Annotated in this window: 14 protein-coding genes and 1 pseudogene; all 15 read right to left on the reverse strand. The window is 45.3% G+C overall.

From position 1 onward, the window contains the following. Positions 1-138: 138 nt before the first annotated feature. Positions 139-663, reverse strand: a complete 525-nt coding sequence (locus tag FLT43_RS03840) for a hypothetical protein (RefSeq protein WP_087441007.1) — start codon at positions 661-663, stop codon at positions 139-141. Between the two features lie 54 nt (positions 664-717). Next, positions 718-882, reverse strand: coding sequence for a hypothetical protein (locus FLT43_RS29200; protein ID WP_164776698.1), 165 nt, complete (start codon positions 880-882; stop codon positions 718-720). Between the two features lie 212 nt (positions 883-1,094). After that, the gene (locus tag FLT43_RS03845; protein ID WP_087441008.1) at positions 1,095-1,493 is read right to left on the reverse strand and encodes a hypothetical protein; all 399 of its coding nucleotides are present in this window, start codon (positions 1,491-1,493) and stop codon (positions 1,095-1,097) included. Positions 1,494-1,511: 18 nt separating this feature from the next. After that, entirely contained in the window at positions 1,512-1,997 is a 486-nt protein-coding gene (locus FLT43_RS03850; RefSeq protein WP_087441009.1) for a hypothetical protein, read from the reverse strand. Between the two features lie 212 nt (positions 1,998-2,209). Next, positions 2,210-2,719 carry a hypothetical protein gene (locus FLT43_RS03855; RefSeq protein ID WP_087441010.1) on the reverse strand — a complete coding sequence of 170 codons (510 nt, stop codon included), beginning with the start codon at positions 2,717-2,719 and terminating at the stop codon, positions 2,210-2,212. Between the two features lie 8 nt (positions 2,720-2,727). Continuing rightward, the gene (locus FLT43_RS03860) at positions 2,728-3,234 is read right to left on the reverse strand and encodes a hypothetical protein (RefSeq protein WP_087441011.1); all 507 of its coding nucleotides are present in this window, start codon (positions 3,232-3,234) and stop codon (positions 2,728-2,730) included. Positions 3,235-4,752: 1,518 nt separating this feature from the next. Then, the gene (locus FLT43_RS03865; RefSeq protein ID WP_087441012.1) at positions 4,753-5,109 is read right to left on the reverse strand and encodes a hypothetical protein; all 357 of its coding nucleotides are present in this window, start codon (positions 5,107-5,109) and stop codon (positions 4,753-4,755) included. 18 nt (positions 5,110-5,127) lie between these two features. Beyond that, positions 5,128-5,853, reverse strand: coding sequence for a hypothetical protein (locus tag FLT43_RS29940; protein WP_244194067.1), 726 nt, complete (start codon positions 5,851-5,853; stop codon positions 5,128-5,130). Between the two features lie 216 nt (positions 5,854-6,069). Beyond that, positions 6,070-6,429: a hypothetical protein gene (locus tag FLT43_RS03875; RefSeq protein WP_087441013.1), complete on the reverse strand. Its 360-nt coding sequence runs from the start codon at positions 6,427-6,429 to the stop codon at positions 6,070-6,072. After that, complete coding sequence (locus FLT43_RS29945; protein ID WP_244194068.1) at positions 6,426-9,581, reverse strand: contractile injection system protein, VgrG/Pvc8 family; 3,156 nt, start codon at positions 9,579-9,581, stop codon at positions 6,426-6,428. Before FLT43_RS29945 ends, FLT43_RS03875 begins: the two co-directional genes overlap by 4 nt. 26 nt (positions 9,582-9,607) lie before the next feature. Continuing rightward, the gene (locus tag FLT43_RS03890; protein WP_087441014.1) at positions 9,608-10,024 is read right to left on the reverse strand and encodes a DUF4280 domain-containing protein; all 417 of its coding nucleotides are present in this window, start codon (positions 10,022-10,024) and stop codon (positions 9,608-9,610) included. A 1-nt stretch (position 10,025) separates the two neighbouring features. Then, positions 10,026-10,547 (reverse strand): hypothetical protein, encoded by a 522-nt coding sequence (locus tag FLT43_RS03895; protein WP_087441035.1) that lies wholly within the window; start codon positions 10,545-10,547, stop codon positions 10,026-10,028. Positions 10,548-10,561: 14 nt separating this feature from the next. Next, positions 10,562-11,862: pseudogene (locus tag FLT43_RS03900) on the reverse strand (pentapeptide repeat-containing protein). Positions 11,863-11,945: 83 nt separating this feature from the next. Next, positions 11,946-13,361, reverse strand: coding sequence for a phage baseplate assembly protein V (locus FLT43_RS03905; protein ID WP_087441015.1), 1,416 nt, complete (start codon positions 13,359-13,361; stop codon positions 11,946-11,948). After that, complete coding sequence (locus FLT43_RS03910) at positions 13,358-14,038, reverse strand: hypothetical protein (protein WP_087441016.1); 681 nt, start codon at positions 14,036-14,038, stop codon at positions 13,358-13,360. The genes FLT43_RS03905 and FLT43_RS03910 overlap by 4 nt, the downstream gene beginning before the upstream one ends. Between the last annotated feature and the right edge of the window lie 229 nt (positions 14,039-14,267).

Raw genomic sequence — 14,267 nt, forward strand, 5'->3', positions numbered from 1 at the left:
AGACCCTTCCGCCATCCAAATAAATTCTTACTCCCTAATCCAGGATTTGTATTTCCCCTTATAAATTTTTGTATTATCTCATCTACTTGTTGTTGTGTGGCTTTATCTTTACCCATTTGCTCTGCTGCTTTAACTAGTTTAGGGTCTTTTTTTAAAGATGATGTTATTGATAGAGTATTTCCCGTACCCTCCCCCCCAGGCGAAATTCCCATTGGGCTTGCTTGGTTTCTGCGGGGAAGGCGTTTTCGGCGGTGGACTATTTGACCCTCCGCTTTTAAACATTTGATAAAGCTCATTAAGGGTTTCACCAGTATTAGATAAACCTTGATACGTTACTCCTGCTCCATGTCCTGCTAAAGCGACGGATTCTGCAGTAACAGCTACGCCTACAGGTGATAATACTCCCGTACCTGATAACGTAACACCAGCGCCTCCTCCCAATACAGCGCCACCCATTTCTAATACTCCGGCTACAGTTGTGATGAGGTGCCCGATCAATTCACCTGTTTTACGCGCCTTCGGATGATTTGAAGTATATTCCTTTTTTAGGGGTGGGAAGTCTAACGTCAAAACTTCTAAAACGGCCGTTCCTGCTCCTTTTACAACTTCTCCACCGACATCTGCGGCATACTTCAACTCGTTCGCCATCTGCTGACCCATCATGAGTTTGGCTTCCGCTTCCCTGAGCTGGACTTCGCCCAGACACGACTTGGATTGTTATTGCTTCGGCTTCGGCTGCTCGGCCATGTAACGCTCGTAGTTCGCCCTCCAGCGTTGTCTCAGATCGGACGGAATCTGATGATATGCCTGCTCCAACTCATTAGCAGACTGGGCCATACGTCGGACATAAGTAACTTGTTTCTGAAGGGCAAAAAAGCTCATTCCTACTCATGGTTCAAGTTGGAATAAGCCTTTAAAAGTTTACCAAGTGTATTTATAAATGTTCAGTTTAATTTTATTATACGATCTCAATATGTAGTCTCAATCTATTTTCTTTTTTTGTTACTTGGGGATTCTTTACTTTTGTTTGAGGGCAGGTCTGCTCAGTATTGGGTATCCACACCCCAAAAACATACTTAAGAAAATATTTCAAACTAGAATTCATCCAATGAGATAGCTTCAATAGAGCTACAGTAAAAGTCGATAAAATTATACCCATCGTCTTCCCCATATCCACTATCATCATGAACATGATATCTTTGAGTAATATCCCATCCTAATTCTTTGTTGTCGTGGATTATCAAACCCCTCGTCAGGTAAAGATTGGTTACTTTTCTTAAATTTAAGTCAGAGACATTATGATACCTAACCAGTAGCTTAAACCTTTGCCCTGTTTCTATAACGGATACAAAGAAAAGAATATTAAGTGTCGTAGTGTAATTATCTTCATAATCAATATCAATATTATAATCAATTCCAACTATCTCCTTGTAAATCCAAGAGCCTAAAACATTCAATTTCCCAGTTATGAGTTCATAATTTTCAATAACCACAGATTTTTTCCTCCTTCACTAATCAATAAATTTGATACTGTTTGTTGCCTCATCGATTACACCTTGTCTCAGTCTACCTGTAAGCGTGTCCATAAAGTATTTAATTTCTGTTTTTAAACTTTTCCCTGCATCTTGATAGATATACTCATGCATATGCGGATTTGTATGATGAGCAGAATTTCCATGGTCGCTATAATCAATTCTATACTTTTGTTTCCCTCCTTGATCATAAATGACTCTGGATTTCTCTATTTTCCCACTAGAACCTAAGCGACTAAAATCAAATCTATCTCCCGGAGTTCCTTGCATTGGTGCAATGTTGTTTTTGTAATACTCATCAGGTAAAAAGGGTTCTTTAGCAAATCCGTCACCCTCACCTTTCCCCCCAGGACTTGTTCGAATCCGTTGATTTCGGCGCTTCGGGCTTGCTTGGTTTCTGCGGGGAAGGCTTTTTTGGCGGTGGACTATTTGACCCTCCGCTTTTAAACATTTGATACAGCTCATTGAGGGTTTCACCAGTATTAGATAAACCTTGATACGTTACTCCTGCTCCATGTGCTGCTAAAGCGACGGATTCTGCAGTAACAGCTACGCCTACAGGTGATAATACTCCCGTACCTGATAATGTAACACCAGCGCCTCCTCCCAATACAGCACCAGCCATTTCAAATAATCCACCTACCGTTGTGATGAGGTGCCCGATCACTTCCCCTGTTTTACGCGCCTTCGGATGATCTGAAGTGTATTCCTTTTTTAGGAGTGGGAAGTCTAACGTCAAATCTTCTAAAACGGCCGTTCCGGCTCCTTTTACAACTTCTCCACCGACATCTGCGACACACCCCGTCCGCCATCTGCTGACCCATCATAAGTTTGGCTTCCGCTTCCATGAGCTGGGCTTCGCCCAGAATAGCCAGCCACGACTTGGATGGTTCCTGCTCCGGCTTCGGCTGCTCGGCCATGTAACGCTCGTAGTTCGCCTTCCAGCGTTGTCTCAGATCGGATGGAATCTGATGATACGCCTGCTCCAACTCATTAGCAGACTGAGCCATACGTTGGACATAAGAAGCGATATCGTTCCATGATGTGGGTGTTCCTAACTCACGCGCACTTGTAAATACCTTGCCCAGCAGCCACTTTCTATAATAGGCATCTTTGGCTTTCTCGTGCTCGTATTGACTGATGAGTCCTTGCATGACCAGACTGGCCAGATATTTCAGCGGATGCAACCCGCCTTTTAGACTTCTATTATTTTTTCAGTATATTTTGTGTCATCTAAAAGATTTTCAATCCAGAACTTTCGTTGTTCAGCCCCTCCAATATTTATACCGAAATAAAAGGATGGGTCTATAAACAATTCCTGTCCATTAATTAAGTTTAGCTGAATGCTATTACAAATAATTTGTTCTTTATTGTTCAGTTCCATCCCGTTAATGATAATACTTTTAACGGTATTTTTAGCCGACATCGGATCTGTCAATATTATTTGACTTACTGATGTTTTACACGGGTGCATATCCTCATCAATTTCGAACTGATATCGTATTGAATCTACTATCCTCACACTTAGTTTAGCGTACTGCTCAATTGATTCAAATTCGATACATTGATCCCCCAGTTCAAAATAATAATACCGCATATCTGGACAGAAGTTCGCAACTCCATCTTCAATATCGACAAAACCAACTAAGTAAATATCCTGAATGGAATTACTCTTAAAGATACTTGTAAGTTTTTCTAGCATAAGAATCTCTCCTTTTTTAAGGCACAAATAGAATACTTAAGTCCATACCCTTACCCGTTTCAAGTAGGGTAACAAATTCACCATTTGGTTTAGTCGCAACAGTCATACCATTGCCCCTGTATATATTTAATACTTCACCATCTTTTTTCAGAGTGCCCTTACCAACAAACGAGACTGTTCCATCATTTCTAATAGTCCGGCTACTGTTGTGATGGGGTGTCCGATCAGTTCACCTGATTTGGGCGCCTTCGGATGATTTGAGGCATATTCCTTTCTTATGATTCCATACGTATAATCTTCTACAACTTGTTTGTTGCAACGCAAGGATGCTTAGTTTTGCAGCAATAGTTTATGCAGAAAAAGTAACTGGTTTTATATGGAGAGATGGGCATGATAGGCTTGCTGGCCTCTGACTAAAACTGCCTTGAATTGCAGCGTAAAAATGCTCAAGTTGAATGCAAAAAAGCACTTGTCAGCCCGTTTTCTGAAAACTTGACGAAGGAACAACACTATATCCGATTTTTACGCGAAGCAGAAGGGTGCTCGATCCGTGACATCGCCAGACAGATGGGCATTCACTGGAGAACCGCGAAAGAAGTACGCAGATCAGCCCAACTGGAACAAATCGATTGGTAGAAGAAAGAGTAAAAGTCCAGTTATGGGGCCATATATGGAGATCGTGGACAAATGGCTGGAGGAAGATCGCCTACTTTCCCGGAAACAGAGCATACCGGCATACGGATCTACCAGTGGCTAAGAGATGAACACCGGTTTACAGGCGGACAACGACCCCTATTTTTTAAGCCAACTATTTCATTCGAACTTATCCCATGCTGTATATACGATTACGTCAATTTTGGCTCTGCGAAAGTTGAGTTAAATAATCATCTAAAATAATCATCTAAGTCATCTCCATCTAATTAAAAGAAACATTGATAAACACCTAATTCTTCACCCTCATATTCAACATCTATAAAAGCAGATACAAATTTTATTGGCTCATCAAACGTATAATTAATTGTTAAACTAATTTTACTAATATGATTTTCAAAAAATTCATATCTACATTACCGAACACTTCCGAAAACCCATCTGGTTCTTCCTGTTTATAATTTTCTATGTAGTTCCAAAATCCCTTTTTAGTACGTTCACTTATATTATGTATAGATACCCGGTTCTACAAATTCCTCAGTATTCACTTTTTTAATCTCCTTTATGTTAATGTAACCCTTTTCTGAATAGGTCAAAAATCAGAACATACTCTTGAAATTATAGTACCTGGCAGTAACTCAATTCACATTCAAACGAAACTAAATAGCCAGTCGCCGAGTGATTTTCGACGAATGGCTACAGAATGTGTTTTGATCCCTGTCTACAAATGTTTATATTATTCGGGCGACCAGAAGTTCCATTAAAAGATGGATTGTATGCTCCAGTTTTACCCGTCCCCTAAGTAGTAATCTTAAACTAAAAAAAGAAGATGGTAGTTGAGTAACCAACTATCATCTTCATCTCAATTCAATCTGTAGTTGTAATTTCAAGCAATTTAGTTTCTATAAACTCTATTACTTCTATATAATTGTTAGATTCAAACCTTTCGATTGGTTTATCCCAGTCTTCGTTTATCAAAATAACAACCAAGAAATTACCTTCTGGCAAAAAATCTGGTCTCCAGCCCATATCCAAGGTTATTGATTTTTTTTGATGATGTAACTGCAATAAACTGTCTGTAAACATAAACCAAATATCATCATCTGGATCTAAATTGCATGGATCAATTTCCCAAAAATTATTTTTATTTACTGACCAACCTGTAGGAATTCTCATAGCATGGATATTTAGCTTAGGCACGTCCAATTTCACAAACTGTCTCATAATAGATCCTCCAACATATTATTTTATCCCTAATTTCCTGAGGTACTTGTCTAACCTAGCTCCTGCTATCGGATGCCCGTGGTATATATTACCATTAGTGAGTTCTGCTCTGATCCACTGAGTAGGTATACCATTGTCATAACCAATAACTTTGCCTGTATCATAAATAAAGTAGTAGTTATTATTTCCGTTATCAATTATATGTCCATTCGACAGTGCTTCTTTTTCAATTATCTTATTATTAGCATCAGGTAAGTATTGTGCATTTTTGTCACCTGTTTCACTAAACCTTTTTGCTTCTTCAGCAGTCTTTGCTTTTAAATGTTTATGGCCATGAGGGGTGTATTCAGCATTATAGATCTTCGTTCTAAAATCTTTTCGTTCATAATATCCTCCATAAGCATCATTACCCGTCCCCTTACCACTTGAGTTCTTATTTTTTCCCGGCGTAGATCCTGATGCTGAATTCTTCGGATCGCTCCCAGGATAAGACTTCCGAACCTCGATCTGATTCTTCGTCGGCTCAAGCGGTTTCTGCGTAGACGATTTATAGTTCGCATTTGGCCCATCGTATGCCAACTTGTTCTTGGACAATTGCCCAGCGGACTTTTGAAAGGCTTCCCAGCCTTCCTTGATAACCGTCTTCGCTTGACCCCAGTTTACAGTTGACCCCCCACCTTGTGGTACAACGCCATACTTCGGCTTATTAATCTTCGCACTGGTTCTTGCCTCTACTTTTGGCACCGGCGTCTTTGCATTCACCTTTGGAAGAGTAGATCCGCCACCTTTTAATGTAAAATTAAAGCATTTGAGGTGCATACAAACAAAATGGCGAAATCTTTTACGGGTATTACATGGGTTATATGTCTTATTGATTGAATGATGGGTTCATTCGGCACTGGGTAGCCCCCACCCAAAAAAGAAACCTTGATCGGCACGTTACCAATCAAGGTTCATTATTTAACCGTTTTGATGTTCCTTTTTCGCCAAATCAATCGCCACGGCTAATTTAATTTGAAATATTTTACTTAACCTTCTTTGGAAATCCTTCAGATTAAAAGTTTCGATTATAGGAACTTCCGAAGGATTGACTCTGCTAATTTCAACTTTGGCAATTCTATCAAGGTCAACTAAAATAGTGAATATATCTTCGCCTTGTTCAGGTGTCCAATTCAAAATATATGCACTTTTTACTTCTCCAAAAGTAGTTCTCAAAACATTCAATATCGCTTCTGCTTTAGCATCTTGAGCCAAAACTATATTCGAGCCTTCTAACTCCTTTCTGAAATCCTGTTCCTGTTTGCTTCCTATTAGTTTCATTTTATCACCCCTGGAGTAGCAGTAACTAGATTCCCGTACTTATCAGTTAATACCGTCATAATATTTGTAGGAGAACCACTAAACTTGTCAATACCTATGTTGCAGTCTAATGTAACTTCCCTTACATATCTAGCCTGCTTCTCAATTGTCCCATTTGCTAACTTTATGTCTGAGTATAAAACTCTTGAAACTGGAGTGTTCACAACTTCTTTACTTTGAAGAACTCCCTTTAGTTCGTCAGGTGTAATTGAGAATTGGGAAGCATTCTTTGAAGGGTTAAAATGTCTATCTAGTACATGATTAAAACCTGCCCCCTCTTCTGCACTTCCATTTCTTAAGTTTACTCTAGACTGAACAATCGGAGGCATTCCTTCAATCTTACCCGTCCCCTCACCACTTGATTTCTTATTTTTCCCCAACGTAGATCCCGACGCTGAATTCTCCGGATTGCTCCCCGGATAGTATTTCCGCACCTCGATTTGATTCTTCGTCGGTTCAAGAGGTTTTTGCGTAGACGATTTATAGTTCGCACTTGGCCCATCGTATGCCAGCTTATTCTTAGACAATTGCCCAGCAGACTTTTGTAAGGCTTCAAATCTTTCATTGATAAACGTCTTCGCTTGACCCCAGTTTACAGTTGACCCACCACTTTTTGGTACAACACCATACTTCGGCTTATTAATCTTCGGACTGGTTCTTTCCCCTACTTTTGGCGCTTGAAGCATTTTTTGGGGTGACTTAATTAATCCTTTCGTTACCGGACCGCCTACAACCCAACCGGACGTCCCTAGTAAATCCGCCCAGTGCTCAGGGGAAGCAACTTCCTTCGGAAACATCGCCCCGCGAATCATTCCATGAATTCCAAACGTTAGATGATTAGCTGCATCAGCCGGTGAATCTAGCCAGTGTTCCGCCCGATCCATATAACTGGTGAACATTGCCTTTGGAATTCCGGAGGATATATAGTCAAGGAAGCTGCCAATGGAATCAAATTTCTTCTCATTTCTTTCGGCAGCTGCTTCATAGGCTCCTTTTCCTAGCTCACAAATACTGTCCCATGATTTTTCAAAAAGATTCCGGTTATCTTCCTTGACTCTGCATAATTCCGGCTTCGGCTGCTCGGCCATGTAACGCTCGTAGTTCGCCTTCCAGCGTTGTCTCAGATCAGATGGAATCTGATGATATGCCTGCTCCAACTCATTCGCAGACTGAGCCATACGTTGGACATAAGAAGCTAAATCGTTCCATGATGTGGGTGTTCCTAACTCACGCGCACTTGTAAATACCTTGCCCAGCAGCCACTTTCTATAATAGGCATCTTTGGCTTTCTCGTGCTCGTATTGACTGATGAGTCCTTGCATGACCAGACTGGCCAGATATTTCAGCGGATGCAACCCGCCTTGTGCACCTCCAGCCCGGCTCGTTCCTGTACTTCGAACAGGAACAGCTGCGCTTGCTAGCAGACTCACACTCACCGCCGCTCCGGCAAGTCCGCCTAATGCCCCTCCCGCTACTGCTCCTATCACCGGAATGGAGCCTAGCAGCTTGGACTCCGTACTCAGCAATCCATCCGCTCGTTTTTGATCGGCTGGGCTCGTGATCTTCGCAGTCGGAGTCTTGGCATTGTTGGTGGTGGAACCCTCCCGCGCTGCGGCTTGTGCTGCTTCGTAGTCTTTCACATTCATCAGCGGCGGCTCCGGCACAGGAGGAAGATCCATGACGAACACGGGAGCCTTTACCGTTCCCTCTTGATTCACCACCGGGGCCTTGATATCCGTTTCACCGTCCAGGACCATGCAGCTGGCTCCGCCTGTGAGGTACAATGCACTTCCCGCTGTAAGCGACAGTTCCTGACCTGCATCCAGCTTCACGTGACCGCCTTGAATCTGTACATCGCCCGGGCTGCTGACGGTAATACCGTTCCCTTCATGGAGTGTAATTGACAATGCTCCCGAGGTAGACAGGGTCAGCTCTTGTTCAGACATGTTCACGCCGCTACCTTGCGTATGTCTCCATACTTTAACGTCCGGCTCCCCTTGCGCGTGGCGATGCTGGCGCGAATCCATGACATAGGCTTCCTGTTCCCGGCTCGTCGGCAAGTAAAGCTCCACCCGCTCCCCAACCTCCGGCATATCATACCAGCCACTATGTTCTTCCGCTACATAGCGGGTGGCCACCGGGAACCAGCATGCTTTCTCCGGGTCCTGCTTGGGGTCAATATCCAGTTGGAGTTGTACCAGGTCTTGATGTACCTTCAACACGCTGCCCGTCAGCGCAATCCCCGTAGCTTGATCGTTCTCATAACGGGCAAGACGAATATCCTGTTCAGCCTGGAGATCATAGCGAGTACGCAGCAGGCCGTCCTCCAGCCGTGTCACGGCCCGAACGACAATGAGCTCTTTTCCTGATCCAATCGGTAACGCAATGATATCTCCTAATGCATAGTATTCCAGGTTTTCAATCACGTAGGTCACATACGAGCCTGCATGTTTTCCCGGCTTTCCCCTCTCCAGCTCATGGAACGTTCTCCGTACCTGGCAGCTTACATTCCGTTCCACCTTGTACCGTTTGCCTTCCGGTATCCCGAAGAATACTTTGGGCGACGCTGCGGTTACCTCCGGCACGAGCACTGACCCAAAGCGAGAGGCTAAGCGTTGTAAAAACGCCCAATCCGTCTCCTCATATTGTAGAACAAAAGCGCCCAGTTTGGCATCATTCGTTAAGGTATCAATGGCATCTCCATACTTGTATTTTCGAATCATCGTGGTAACCAGATCCGCGTAGGTACGATGAATATCCTGATAGGATCGCTTCTTGATCCGGATATCCATCTGATACGAATGCGATGCAGCTTCCAGTTCAAACGTATACACGCCCCGAATGCAATGCACAGACAGGCGCGTAACAATGCCATGGAACAATCGTCTCCGTGATTGTCCCTGCTCATCCAATTGACGGATAACGATCGGTTCCTCTTCCATGTTCTGTCCAATGCAGGCGGCTCCCTGTTCTTCCGACAGCATGCCGCTTACCGTTAAATAGGCGTGATCGTTGATGGTCCTTGTAATTTGAAGCTTCTCTATATGCTGAGGCTGAAAGGAACCGTAGAAACGCAGACTTTCATACCCGATTCCGTCATGTAATACACTCAAGGGAGTTCATGTCTCCTTCCCGCTCCTTAATCCAACTCCTGCCCGTCATTTTCGATGTGGATATGACCGCAATATAGACACTGCAGGGTGCAGTTCTGCGTCAAGGCAGGCTGCCCCTCGATCTTCATATCACTTTTCCCGTTCAGCCACGGCATCGTCAGCACCGGAACACACGGAGCCTTCTTCACGCCATAAATGTCTACCATCTCACTGGCCTGTACGGCTGGATTGAGCAGGCTTGAGCAATTCCCGAAAGACTCAATGTTCACCCCCGGAACGTAATCTCCAATATTCAATTGTGCTTTGTTTTTTATGTAGACGCCATGGCTAAAAGGCCTTTTCAAACGGGTAGGCTGCGTACCATAGCTACAGCTTACGATCGCTCCTGCCACGACATAGCTTTTTTTCGCGCCGCTTCCCGGTCTTACCTGTGTATTATCCACCTTACTCTATCCTCCTTCCTGCCTCCATCTCGACCCTTTGTACTCGAATGCCGGTAAAGAATCGCCGCAGTAAGCTTTCCGCCACAGCCAAATGGATATAGATATGAGGTTCGATAAGCCCCTTAATCCGAAAAACAGGCGACTCCACCTCCCCCTGTCTCAGTACGAGGCGCTTCAATGTCTGATTGGGATACCATTCCGTCTGTGCGGACAAACAGTCCTCCATCGGCGGACGAAGCAACCAGTATACATCCTGTCTGGCCTGCTGGAAATCGGTAAGGATGGCCGCTCTCCATTCCAGTCCCGGCATATATTGCTCCAATAATGCTTTCATCCGATCCGACACCAGCGGCAGAGGAAATTCCAAAAAATCCGGGTACACCGTATGTGGATCGGTATGTACAGCTAGAAAAAGAGAGGCCTCCTGTTGTTTCTGTCCCTGGGTCTCCGTCAGGATATCTGTTACTTGCAAAGGAGACATCGCAGCAGGCTCCACCCGATTCTTTACCCGCTCGTCTACCATCAGTCGAAAATATCTCAATGCAGCCACTCCCTTTTCCTAACGGCATCCCTTACCTGTGCCGGCTCAGAAGACGGCTCTCCATCTGGAAGCGAAGTCGCCAAAGTTGCCCCGTCCAATCCAATGGCTTCTCTACGCTGTGCATCCGTAAACATGACTCCTTGTACATTGGCTCCCGTAAAATCAGCCCCGCTCAAACAAGCACCTTCAAAAGATGCACCTGATACATCTGCTCCAGCAAAGCAGGCATCCGTTAGATCCGCCCCGTTCAAAGTCGCTCGATGCAGTAACGCGTTTTGAAACACGGCTCCGCGCAGCTGTGCATCTGTAAAACGGGCCTGCTGCAAGCTCGCCCCTGTGAAATCCACGCCAACAAAACCCAATGGCTCCCAATCTAAAGAAGCGCCTGGTCCGAATCCGGCGTTCCCCATAACGGCATCGAATATCGCCCCTTCATCGAGCATCCGCTAAAATTGGCTCCACAAAGCAAGCTGTAGGTCAAGTCGATTCCATTCAACTGGCTTTGCTGCCATACCGTTCCTACCAAAACACAGCCATGCAAGCGGCTGCGCTCCATCTCCATCTGCCGAAAAGCCGTATAGCGAAAATCCAGCAGACTGTAATCTCCATCTGACAGATGAACCTGGGTCAACGCTTGATAGCTGTACGCATATTCTTCTTTTTCCTCCAGCCATGACCGAATCTCACTCGCCTCCATAGCTCTGCGATCTTCGCGATACACCGATACGCTATGGTCCATGTATTCCCCCACACGAATCTCGAATATCTCTTCCCGCTCCAGCTCTTGAAACTCCGGCAAGCACACGGCCTGTTTCATCGCCAGGCGCATCATATTTACAAGGAGTGCATGAACATGTTCTGCCGCCTCCAGCATGGCATGCTCCCATTCAAGCTCTGATAGAGACATAAACTGCTTCTCTGCCTCCCTTCGTAATTGCTGCTGCAAATCGGCCCAATAGGCATAGGACCAGCTTATATCCCATTCAAATCGGATCGGCTCAGGATCAAGCATCCATCGAGCATCCGAAGCCTCCACCAGATAAGCAGGCCGCCCCTCCAACCATGCGGTTCGCAGCATGGAGCAGGTGATATAACCGATCTTTCCTTTTCTTCCTTCAATCTGTTCGCGCCGAATATCCCGGCAATACCCCCGAAAATCCTCGATACAGGCCTTTATCCGCTGCTCTTGTACCGCCTTGAACTTCAATGCCCAATCTCTACGGATAAGAAACCACGCCTGCTTCAAGACGGCTTGGGCTTGCTGCTGTGGATTTAGCTCTTCGTTAGGCTCCTCCATTTGTGCATTCCTCCACGACCTTGAAGTTCTTCCTATGTCATCTCATCATGCTGCCGCCATCCTGCGGCCGCACCATAAATAGCCTAGTTCGACTTGACTTCACTGCCCTTCATATCCGCTGACCCGCTCAATTGAATATGACTGCCTTTGCACGCCATACGCAGCTCGCTGCCTGCGGACAAACTCATCTTTTTCCCGGCAGACAAGCTCAAGTTGCCACCCGCCGATATACTCACCTGCTTATTACTCACAATATGAATGCCTTCCTTATCGTCCAGCTTGATAAAAATAGCGCCATCTTTCCCCGTCACAACCAGTTCATTCGGTCCCAGACGAATTTCTTTTCCATGAGGCGTTCGCCAGATTTTCATCTGCGGATTGGAAAACTTGTTGTGTCCGCGCTCTCTGCCCGCACGTCGAACCGCACTTCCCGCAATCCCATCCTCTTCACGGCTGCCTGGAAAATACAAAGAAACCGGGTCCCCTATTTCCGGCATCACGTACCAGCCTGTATGTCCCCCGCTGCTATACACCGCTGAATAAGGAAACCAATGCGCCTGATCGATCTCCTGCTTCTCGTCGCAATCCAGATGGATACGCACCTGATCCTGACGCACGTCCACGACCACCCCGCCTAGCGAAGCACCCGCCAGTTTTTCCTGATAGTAGCATTTCTGCCGTAAGCCTTTGTACGGGGTAAGCACATATTGATGCCGCAGCAGCCCCTGTCTCATCTCCGAATAGGCCTGAATGACAAACAAGCTGTGTCCCTGAAAAGCCAACCGGGCCCCCAAATCCAGCACCTCGTCCGTCTCTACCTCATAAACAATAAAATCATTTTCGTCCACCTTTACCTGCTCGTTCTGCTGAAAATAACGGAAAGGCAGCATTTGCTTGCGCACGGTATAACGGGTATGATCCAGCACCGCCTGTACCGGGGTGTCCTCGATGCCAAAATAAAATTTAGGACTGTCAAACCGGGCCACAGGCATCAGACTTGTATGATAGCGGGAAGCCATGCGTCGTAAAAAAGCCCAGTCCGTCTCTTGATACTGGATAGCAATCCGCCCGATGGACTCTCCGCCTGTCGCTCCATCAATCACGTCCAGCCCTTCATAATCCGCGCCAATGATCTCCAACATCTGGGGAATCGTCATTTTGGTATACTGAAAAGAACGGGTGCGCTGCTGGATATCCATCCGGTAGGTATGAGAAATGGCCTCGACCACAAGATAGTACACATCCCGAACGACCTTCACTTCGACCGAAAGGGCGATCCCGCTGAATAGCGGCTTGCTGTCGCCCGATTCCTCCCGCTGACTCACCTCAATGACCGTGTTCTTCTCCGTCTCTTCCACATAGCTGTCCCGCATCTCTTCCGGGATAATTCCGGTAAAATAAAGCCGGGTATGCTCGTTAATTTTCTTCATGAGGGTAAGCTGCTCCAGCTCGACCAGCTTATAGGGATGGATTTGGATATTATCGTAGCCCAGGCTCATAGCGAATCCGCTCCTTTCCTCAACGTAGGGTGCAAGGGCGATGGCATAGAATGAAGTGATTGGACCGTATTTTCCGCTACAGGCAGCCATCCCTCCATGTCCGATTCCATACAGTTAAACGTCCCCATCATCACTTGTCCTTCATGGACAAAAAGCAGGATTTCGTTGTACAAATTCGTATCCACGCCTGCAGCTATAAAACGGATTATCCCGATGGATAGACCCGAACGATTCATCATCACTTGAGTACCCATCCAGTTACGGATAGGTTGTACAGACCGCAGAACGTCTGCCATCTGCTCGACAAAATCAGGAAGCTCCTCGACCGCCAAAGGGGTTTCCGTTCGATTAAAGGTGATATTCACCGTCCCATCCTCCGAAGTATATATGACCTCCGGCCGATGCTCCGAAGGATATTTAAACCTGGCTTGCGCAAGCGGCATTAGCTTAAACAATTTCGGAACGCTAACCTCCATTTTCCCGTCCAAAATCACTTTCATTTCCAATGGAATGAGGTCATTGCCCAGCCGTAACGATGATATTTGTTCAGTCATCGTTTTATCGTGAGCGTTTACAGTCGTTTGAGATAGGATCGTAATTTCGTTATTGTTATTAGATGCAGCATTATGATTAAGCTTGTTTTTGATGCTAAGGACCTGCTCGTCCATATAGTTCATAAGGGTAGTCCCTTCTTCTTAGTAATATGGGCTCAGAAAGCTAAATGGGGAGGATATATTTAGCATTTTGTCTACATCATAAAAAAACGACTAACAAGCGTCAATGAGTCTTCCACATAGGTCTATCGCGCCAAATTATAGGCATCTGATAGCGAAATCTGTCGAATGTCAACCATATGTTTCCACACTTAGGAAGCCGCGAATGATCCCACTCTACATCGGGAAGTAG

The sequence above is a fragment of the Paenibacillus thiaminolyticus genome (assembly GCF_007066085.1).
GTDB classification, from domain to species: Bacteria; Bacillota; Bacilli; order Paenibacillales; family Paenibacillaceae; genus Paenibacillus_B; species Paenibacillus_B thiaminolyticus.